At 69.5% G+C, this 3,074-nt stretch carries 1 protein-coding gene; it reads right to left on the bottom strand.

Translation table 11 applies throughout. From position 1 onward, the window contains the following. Positions 1–660: 660 nt before the first annotated feature. A complete protein-coding gene (locus tag KUM49_RS20515) occupies positions 661–2,952 on the bottom strand; it encodes a hypothetical protein (protein WP_217238348.1) in 2,292 nt (763 codons plus the stop codon). Between the last annotated feature and the right edge of the window lie 122 nt (positions 2,953–3,074).

The following is a 3,074-nucleotide window of genomic DNA, read 5'->3' as shown; positions in this document are numbered from 1 at the left end:
AACTTCCTCAGTGTTTGTCACACGCTCATTGTGCTCGAAAATATCCGCAGGGCGGTCCATCATCGATCAGATACGGACAGCCTGGAAAACATGGCCCGGCCAGTGATCCGGAATCGGGCTGCATGCATCGCCGTCAAGGTCACCTGAGAGCGGCCCGGGTCCCTCCGGGTTGTCAGTTCTCATCGACATTTCGGAGCCGTTGGATCGCTCAGTGCTGCCCATTACCGTCGACAAACGTTGCCCGGCTCCCACCTACGAAACCAAGCGTACGAGGTCTGGGCGGACATCCGCAGATGGCGGTCAGCGTCCTCGCCCAGTTCACGGAACGATGCGGGGCCTGCGGTGGGTGGGCGCTGATGGCGAGGGTGGCGGGGTAGACCACCTGGCGTCCGTAGCGGGGCGAAGGCTAGGTCGGGGACGGCTTCGATCGCGAGCGGCTTGTCGTCCTCCGGGTCGAGGCTGAGCTGCCGGGTGGCACGGTCGGCGGGGCGAAGGGCGTCGGCGCGTAGCGCGATGCTGCGGACACGGGCGCGCTGGAGCCCCAGGGAGTCGTAGACCGCATACCCGGCGCGGGCCAGGAGCACGGTGTGCTGGGTGGCTTCGGACTGAGCAGAATGACCAACCGTCCTTGAGCACCGGCCGTGAATTGCCAGCAGATCGTCACCAGCCGCACCCTACGGCGTGTGTGGCGGCACGTACCGGGCGTGGAGGGCGGACACCCGAAGGCTGCCATGCGGGTGTCGGCGTACCGTCTGGGTCTAGGCCGTTCGGCCACAGGCCCTCGAGCAACTGCCGCCCCATGGCCATGCCGTCAAGGGCTTCGGCGTCGCCGACGTCGGCGGCTTGGCGGGCCAGAGCCTCGGCGCCCTCCCCGTCCCCGGCCTCCTCCCGGATTTCGGCCAGGCTGAACAGGGCGTGGGCGTCGCCCTGGTCGGCGGCTTGGCGGGCCAGAGCCAGGGCACCCTCCCGGTCCCCGGCGCTCTCCCGCATCATCGCCAGGCGGTACAGGGCCTCAGCGCTGCCGTGTTTGGCGGCCTTCCGCAGAAGGGTCTCGGCACCCTCCTGGTCCCCTGCGCTCTCCCGCATCACTGCCAGGTGGTACAGGGGGTCGTCGCCGTGGTCGGCGACTTGGAGGAGAAGGAGTTCGGCGCCCTCCCGGTCCCCGGCGCTCTCCCGCATCATCGCCAGGTTGTACAGGGCGGCAATGCTGCCGTGGTCGGCGGCTTGGCGGGCCAGAGCCTCGGCGCCCTCCCGGTCCCCGGCGCTCTCTCGCGTCACTGCCAGTTGGACCAGGTCGTCGGTGCTGCCCTGGTCGGTGGCCTGAGGAACCAGATTCTCCGCGCCCTCCCGCTCCCCGGCCTGCCCCCGCAACATCGCCAAGCCTTGTAAGGCATTGGTGTTGCCGTGGTCGGCGGCTTGGCGGGCCAGAGCCTCGGCGCCCTCCCGGTCCCCGGCGATCTCCCGCATCATCGTCAGGCGGTGCAGGACGACGGTGTCGCCGCGCTGGGCAGCCTGGCGGGCCAGCGCCTCGGCTCCCTCCCGCTCCCCGACTTTCTCCAGACTCACAGCCAGGCTGTGCAGGGCGTCGGTGCTGCCGTAGTCGGCGGCACAGTGGCGGAGGCAGTGGGCCCATTGCAGGCGGTGGCGGTTCTCGGCTGCCGTAGCGAGGTTGTCCAGGTCGTCGGGGTGGGTGAGGTGGGTGTGGGCGGCGTGCCAGAAGGAGGCGGGTGGGCACAGGTAGCGGCGGGTGGTACGGCCGTGTTGTTCGAGGTAGTCGGCGAACCGAAACTGTGGCACCGCAGGCGGCGGGGCTGGTGCCTCGCTGGCAGCGGTGGCAGGCGGACGCCGCGGGGGGCGGGGGGTGGTGCGGCGTAGGGGGGCCTGTTTGCCGTGGACGAGTCGAGCAAGTTCGGCGTAGGCCAACTCTGCCCAGTCGTCAGTGAGCTGGTCGTAGTCGCTTTGATCGAGGTAGTCGATGGCGGCGTCGGTGAGGAAGGCCTGGGGCAAGTGGAGGCCGACGCCGAGGCGGCGCGCGTCCATAGCCGCTTCCAGCACTGCCTTGGCGGCCGGGCTGGCGTTCTGGTAGCGGCTGAGGAGTTGGGGGGCGCCGGCGAGGTCCTGGGTCACGCGTCCATGGGCTCGGGCTCGGGTGAGGGCGTCGGCCATGAGTCGGTCACCGCTCTCGGCAAGGACAGCGGCCGCAGTCAGAGCCGGGGCGTCGAAGGCGTCTGGGACGTTCAGAGTGCGGCCGGCGAGCAGTTCCCGCGCCCGGCTGTACGGATCTTCTGCTCCTGGACGAGGCAGGGCCGTGTACTGCTTCTCGTACTCGGGCCAGAGCGTGCCCAGCACGAGGACGGGCCCGTGCTCCGGGCTAACTAGCAGGTGGTGCACGGCCGCCGCGATCCGCTCACCGGATACCGGGTTGCCGAGGTAGTGCTGGGCCTCGTTCAACCACACCACGGTGCGAGGCCCGACACGGTGCAGGTCCTCCAACGCGGCCTCCGCGCGGTCCGGGTGGAAGGGATGCCACAGCCGCCACTCCTTCTCCGCGAGGGGCTGGACGGCCTCCCAGCACGCCCGTGTCTTCCCTGTCGACGATCCGCCTACGAGCACCACGATCCGGCTATGGCCGGCCGCAGCGTCCTCGACCGCATCACCCAGCACCCGGTCATGCTCGCGGGGCACATACCTGGGCAGCGTTGGCGTATCGAAGTTCGGAAGGGCCTTGCCGGGCCCGGCAGGATGAACCTCCAGAGCATGCGGATCCCACTGTCCGATCGGACGCCCAGGTCCGCCCGGCGTGATCGTGCCCGACTCCTCGACTGCGGTCCGCCGCAACTCCAGCAGGTCCCGCACCGGCAGCTGCAACGCACGGGCCAACGCCGCCACCGTCTCCGCAGACGGCATCGGCTTCCCGGGCGCGAATGCCTCCCACACTGTGGTGCGGCTCACCGCAGCCCTCTTGGCGAGCTGCGTCTTAGGAGTCCTTGCAGAAAGATCGTGTTGTGGCACGGTGGAGAGGTATGTGATCCCGTCTTTTGTGGGGTGTGACCATGGCGCGGCGGAAGCCGTGG

The organism is Streptomyces sp. AC555_RSS877 (assembly GCF_019049245.1).
Lineage (GTDB): Bacteria > Actinomycetota > Actinomycetes > Streptomycetales > Streptomycetaceae > Streptomyces.
This window is presented reverse-complemented; position numbering and strand designations above follow the sequence as displayed.